The organism is Tropicimonas sp. (assembly GCF_047971885.1).
Lineage (GTDB): Bacteria > Pseudomonadota > Alphaproteobacteria > Rhodobacterales > Rhodobacteraceae > Tropicimonas.
In genome coordinates this window covers 1-5,690 of sequence record NZ_JBKEAE010000022.1, presented here as the reverse complement: position 1 = coordinate 5,690, position 5,690 = coordinate 1, and the positions used below count along the sequence as shown (strand labels likewise).

Annotated in this window: 6 protein-coding genes and 1 pseudogene; 3 read left to right on the top strand and 4 right to left on the bottom strand. The window is 65.4% G+C overall.

Annotated elements, in window-relative coordinates; translation table 11 throughout:
- The 3 genes and pseudogenes from ACK5IR_RS02570 to ACK5IR_RS02560 form a co-directional block, all read right to left on the bottom strand.
- Window positions 1-298: pseudogene (locus ACK5IR_RS02570) on the bottom strand (sugar ABC transporter substrate-binding protein); the annotation flags it as partial.
- A 79-nt stretch (window positions 299-377) separates the two neighbouring features.
- Window positions 378-1,520: a CaiB/BaiF CoA transferase family protein gene (locus ACK5IR_RS02565; protein ID WP_416925597.1), complete on the bottom strand. Its 1,143-nt coding sequence runs from the start codon at window positions 1,518-1,520 to the stop codon at window positions 378-380.
- Window positions 1,517-2,653 (bottom strand): ABC transporter substrate-binding protein, encoded by a 1,137-nt coding sequence (locus ACK5IR_RS02560; protein ID WP_416925595.1) that lies wholly within the window; start codon window positions 2,651-2,653, stop codon window positions 1,517-1,519. The genes ACK5IR_RS02565 and ACK5IR_RS02560 overlap by 4 nt, the downstream gene beginning before the upstream one ends.
- Window positions 2,654-2,779: 126 nt before the next feature.
- Between ACK5IR_RS02560 and ACK5IR_RS02555 the strand changes: the two genes are divergently transcribed.
- Both ACK5IR_RS02555 and ACK5IR_RS02550 read left to right on the top strand, forming a co-directional pair.
- A complete protein-coding gene (locus ACK5IR_RS02555; RefSeq protein ID WP_416925593.1) occupies window positions 2,780-3,238 on the top strand; it encodes a MaoC family dehydratase in 459 nt (152 codons plus the stop codon).
- Entirely contained in the window at window positions 3,235-4,296 is a 1,062-nt protein-coding gene (locus tag ACK5IR_RS02550) for a Gfo/Idh/MocA family protein (protein WP_416925591.1), read from the top strand. The genes ACK5IR_RS02555 and ACK5IR_RS02550 overlap by 4 nt, the downstream gene beginning before the upstream one ends.
- Here ACK5IR_RS02550 and ACK5IR_RS02545 read toward each other — a convergent pair.
- Complete coding sequence (locus ACK5IR_RS02545) at window positions 4,287-5,084, bottom strand: IclR family transcriptional regulator (protein ID WP_416925589.1); 798 nt, start codon at window positions 5,082-5,084, stop codon at window positions 4,287-4,289. The genes ACK5IR_RS02550 and ACK5IR_RS02545 overlap by 10 nt on opposite strands.
- Before the next feature lie 52 nt (window positions 5,085-5,136).
- On the opposite strand from ACK5IR_RS02545, the gene ACK5IR_RS02540 reads away from it, so the two are divergent.
- Window positions 5,137-5,690: CaiB/BaiF CoA transferase family protein (locus ACK5IR_RS02540; RefSeq protein ID WP_416925587.1), on the top strand; the 554-nt coding region annotated here is incomplete at its 3' end.

Sequence of the window (5,690 nt, the reverse complement as noted above, 5' to 3'; positions counted from 1 at the left end):
ATTGCGGCGCAAAGCTGGTGTGGTTGGAGCCGACGCACCAGTCGAGCGTGCCGGCCGCGATGTCCTGCTTGATCTCGCGGTCAAGTTCGAAGTGGTTCTTCCGGCTGAGGATTTCCACCTTGGCCCCGGTCGCCGCCTCCCATTCGGAGATCGTGGCATAGAGCGGCTCGTATTGTGCGCCGCCGATCAGCTTGACGCGCAGCGTATAGCCCTCGAAGTCGTCCTGCGCCAGCGCACCTCCGGCGCAGAGCGCCAGGATTGCGGCGCCTGCCAGCATGGTTGTTGTGTGTCTCGTCATGTCGTCCTCCCTAGGTTTTCCCTGTTCGTTTTCCCTGTTCGTTTTCCCTGTTCGGGGCCCTCCCGCCCCGGCCTGCCGGTCAGGCACGCGATACGCCCGCCTGACCGAATTCCTCTCTGATCCTGCTACTGTCTGCACCCAGATCGGGGGCCGCGCCGGCAACCGGCAGCGCCGCGCCGCCAAAGCGCAGGGGCCCGCGCACCGTGCGCAACGCCCCCATCTTCTGCACCACGCCAAGCTGCCGCCACGCCGCGGTTTCCATCAGCGCGGGCCAGTCCAGCACCTCGGCGCACCAGATATCGGCCGGTTGCAGCAGGTCGAGCCATTCGCGCGTGCTGCGCCCCGGCGTCGCCCCGGCAATGATTGCCTTGATCCTGTCGCGCGCCGCCAGCGCACTGCCCGGCGTATCGAATTCCGCCAGTGCCGGAACACCCATCAGACCGGCCAGCACCCCGAACGACGGCACCATGGCAAGCGCCAGCCAGCCATCGCTTGTGCGGTAAACCCCGTATGGGGCGCCGACATAGGCATGCGCGCCGTTCACCGCCGGACGTTCGGGCAGATGCCCGCCGTCGTTCAGATAGGTGGTCAGAACCTCGAACTGGAACGAGATCAGCGCCTCGATCAGCGAGGTTTCGACATGGGCGCCATGGCCCGTCCGGCCGCGGCCGATCAGCGCGGCCAGCAGGCCCTGTGCCATCGCCTCGCCGGCGAGCATGTCGGCCACCGCCAGACCCATCGGCATCGGCGGATCGTCGCGGCTGCCGGTCAGCCACAAGAGCCCCGACCGCGCCTGCGCCAGCAGAACCTGCCCCGGCAACGCCGCCCATTCGGTCGGGCCGAAGCCCGAGATCGAGCCATAGACGATGCCGGGACTGGCCGCGCGCACCGCGTCGTAGGACAGCCCCTGCCGTTCGATCACACCGGGACGGAAATTCTGGATCAATACGTCCGCCCGCGCGATCATCCCCATCAGCAGGGCACGGTCCCCGGGGTCGCGCAGATCCGCCGTCAGGCTCTCCTTGCCGCGATTGATGGCGTGAAACAGCGGATTCTCGCCCGCCACCGGCTCCGAGATGAACAGCCCGCGGCACGGATCGCCAGTGCCCGGCCGCTCGACCTTGATCACCCGCGCACCAAGGTCGGCCAGTTTCAGCCCGGCGAAGGGGCCGGAAAGATACTGTGCCAGTTCCACCACGACGATGCCTTCGAGCGGTCTCATCCCCGGCTCTCCCGATAGGCGGCATCCAGACGGTCGAGCGTTTCGCGCACCCCGACATCACCCCGCAGGCAGGCGTGGACGATATCGCCGCCGCGATCCTGAAACGCCATGTACCCGTCGTAACGCGGACGGACCCATGCGGTTTCGAGCGTCACACGCGTGTTTTTCATGAAATCGCGACAGGCGGCGTTGCAGGCTTCGTCCTCCCACGCCGCCGCGTGGCCAGGCTGACCGCCGCTTTCGAAATACAGACCCTTCTGGCAATCGGCCCCGGCGATCCACAGCGCATAATCCACCGCAACCTCCGGCGCCGCGCAAGCCGCGGAAATCGCGATCCCGGTGCCGCCCAGCACCGTGCCGCGCGGCCCGTTGCCGCCGACGCCCGGCGCATTGGCAAAGACCAGCGGGAACCGGCAATACCCGTCGCGCGAATAGTTGGTGTAGCCATAACCGAAGGGGGAATAGGCCGGCGCCTCCACCGATCGCCCCATCCATTCATAGATACCGATCGGATCGAGCGTCAGGCAACGCGGGTCGATCAGGGAAACGATTTCGCACAGGATTTCGAGCGTCTCGGCACCCTCTTCCTGCGCGATCAGGCGCTCCGGGTCTTCGGCAATCGCATAACCCCGGTTCCGCGCCATGCCGAAAAAGGTCATCAGCGCGTTGATCGGGATCAGGGCAAACCCCACACGCCCGGCTCGGGCAAGTTCAAGCACCTGATCCCAGCGGGCCGGCGCGGCATCGAGCAGATCGGGCCGGTAGCAGGCAACCGGCGTTGCCGCGTCGATGGCCAGCCCCCATTGCCCCCCGTCGAAGGCATAGGAGGGGTGCGAGGCGCCCACCGTACCCGCCGCGATCGCCGCAACCTCGGCATTCCGGCCGACAGTGTTGAAATCGACCAGATGCCCGGCACGCGCGACCTCACCCACATGGGGATGATCGATGACCATCAGGTCGTAGCCTTGCGCCATCTCGCCGATGGGCCGGTCGGCAAACGCCTGCAACGACCGCTTTTCCCAGCTTATCGTCACACCCGGATACCTTGCGGCATAGGCAACGGAGGTCGCAACCATCGGATCGAAGCCGCGTGCGTGATCCCAGGTCATTCCGCGCAAACGAACCTCAGCCATCGTCCTCCCCTCCCGTCCCGCGCATTTCCGCCGACGCTTCCTTCCGGGATATCTCTTTTCTATCCCATGATTATTTTACTTGTCAAATATTATTCTGTATATGAAAGTATAACCAGGGGGAACACAATGGAACGGGAACGGTTTTTCGAGGATTACGAGATTGGCGAGGCGCGCCGGACGCTCGCCCGCACCATAACCGAAACGGATATCGTCTTTCATGCCGGGCATTCGGGGGACTATTTCCCTCACCACATGGATGCCGAGTTCTGCAAGACCCAGCCATTCGGCGAGCGCATCGCCCACGGCACCATGACCTTCGCCATCGGCATCGGGCTGACCGCAACCGAGATCAATCCCCGCGCCTTTACCTATGGCTACGAACGGCTTCGCTTTCCCAGACCCGTCCGCGCCGGCGATACGATCCGTTCGACCGTCACCATCGGGCGCAAGGCGGACGACCCCAAACGCCCGGCCTTCGGCCAGGTGGTCGAGATTGTCGAAACCACAAACCAGCGCGACGAGACCGTGATGTATTGCGAACATATCCTGCTCGCCGAACGCCGCAGCCCGGAGGACGTGTCATGAGCGGCATCGTTCAGGACTGGCCGGCACCCTCGGCACCACGCCCGATCATTATCGTGGGATCGGGCGGCATCGTTCGCGACGCCCACCTGCCCGCCTACGGAAAAGCGGGGTTGAGCGTGGTGGGCTGCACCGACCTCGATGCGGCGCGGGCGCAATCGCTGGCCAGCGATTTCGGCCTGCCGCATGTCTTTCCCACCGCCGCGGCCGCCGCCGCCGAATTCGGAACGGATGCGATCTACGACATCGCGGTTCCGCCCCAGGCGATCCGTTCGATCCTGCCTGTCCTGCCCGACGGCGCGGGCGTGCTGATCCAGAAGCCCATGGGTTCCAACCTTGCCGAAGCGCGCGAGATTCGCGCGATCTGCCGCGACAAGGCGCTGAAAGCCGCCGTCAATTTCCAGCTTCGGTTCTCGCCGATGATGATGGCGGCGCGACAGATCATCCGCTCGGGCGAACTGGGCGAGATGCTCGAGGTCGAGGTCCACCTCAACATCTATACCCCATGGCAGATCTTCCCCTTCCTGATCCCGATGAAACGGGTCGAGATCGCGGTTCATTCCATACATTATCTCGACACGATCCGTGCCCTTGTCGGATCGCCCGCCGGCGTCTTCGCCCGCACGATCGGCGATCCGCGCGCCGCCGGCTTCGCCCAGACGCGAACGTCGGTCATCCTCGACTATCCCGAGCCGTTGCGCGGACTGATGACGATAAACCACAACCACCAATGCGGCCGCAAGTTTCAGTCTGCCTGGTTCCGGCTCGAGGGGACGAAGGGCGCCGCCATGGTCAAGCTCGGGGTCGATTACGATTATCCGAACGGCGAGGACGACGAGCTCTGGGTCTGCGCCAACGGCGGCGAATGGCGGCAGGTCGACCTGACGGGAAGCTGGTTCATCGACGCCTTCATGGGGCCGATGCGCAACGTCCAGCGCGTGATGGCCGGCGAAGACGAAACGCTTTTCTCTGGCGTCGAGGACGCCTTTCATACCATGGCCCTGGTCGAGGCCTGTTTCGAGGCCGCTGCCGCGCCGGCGATACCGGTTTCTCAGGACTGAGCATGCGCCGCCCCGCCGCCCAGGCTCCGGCTCATCGCGTCCGCCGCAGCAACCACGGCGGCGCGGCATGCATCGAAGCTCACCGGATCGCCGAACCGCTCCAGATGCGGCACCGTCAGCGCGGCGACGGTCCGGCCGGAATGTTCGAAGACCGGCGCACTGATATTGACGATGCCGCGGGCGACGAAACTGTCGCGCACCTCGTGCCCGGTTTCCCGGATCGCGGCCAGATCGGCGCAGAGCCCTGCCGCCGTCATCTCGGGCGGCAACGGCACCCTGGCCATGTAATCCTCCAGCACCTCCCCGGGCTGCCAGGCAAGGATGACGCGCCCGGAGGAGGCGCGCCAAAGCTCGATCTTGGCGCCCAGTCTGACGGACATGATGTTGTTGCCCGGGCTGTCCACCTGCCCGACGACCAGAACGCCGTCATCCGACAGGATCGCCAGATGCGCCGACTGGTTCACCTCGTGCGCAAGCCGCTGCATGACCGGCCCGGCCAATGTCGTCAGGCGCCGGATCGGCGGTGTCCGGTGTGCCACCTCGAACAGCCGGGTGGTCAGCGCATAACGGTCTGTCGAAGCGTCGAGGGTCACGTAGTTTCGCTCCTGCAACACCACCAGCATGCGGAATATCTCGCTGACCGAGCGGCCCAGCCGCCGCGCGATCTCGGTCTGGCTCAAGCCGACCGCCTCGGTCGAAAGCAGTTCGAGGATATCGAGCCCCTTTTCCAGCGCGGGTGCGGTGTATTTCTTCTGCGGCCCTTGGGCGGTATCGTCGGACGGAGACACCTTGTGCCTTTCGTAAAATCCTGCCAGATGATTTTACCTATGAAATCGCCGAATGCCAATGACTTCCGCTGATTCCGCACCGCTGGACGGGCTGCTTGTCGTCGATCTGAGCCAGTTCCTCGCCGGCCCCTACGCCTCGTTGCGGCTGATGGATCTGGGCGCGCGGGTCATCAAGATCGAACGTGCCGGCAGCGGCGACCTGACGCGCAGCCTCTATCTGACCGATACCGAGATCGGCGGCGATTCGACCCTGTTTCACGCAATCAACCGGGGCAAGGAAAGCCTCGCGCTCGACCTGAAGACCGAAGCCGACCGCGTTGCGCTTGCACGGCTGCTGGCGCGTGCCGATGTGGCGATCCAGAACTTCCGCCCCGGGGTGATCGAACGTCTCGGCTTCGGCTACGATACCTGCCGCGCGCTCAATCCGCGCCTCGTCTATGGCTCGATCTCGGGTTATGGCGAGGACGGACCCTGGGCGGACAGGCCCGGGCAGGATCTGCTGGCGCAGGCGCGCTCGGGCGTGATGTGGCTTACGGGCGATGCCGGCCCCGCGCCGGTGCCGATCGGCCTGCCTGTCGCCGACATGCTGGCGGGCGCGACCCTGGT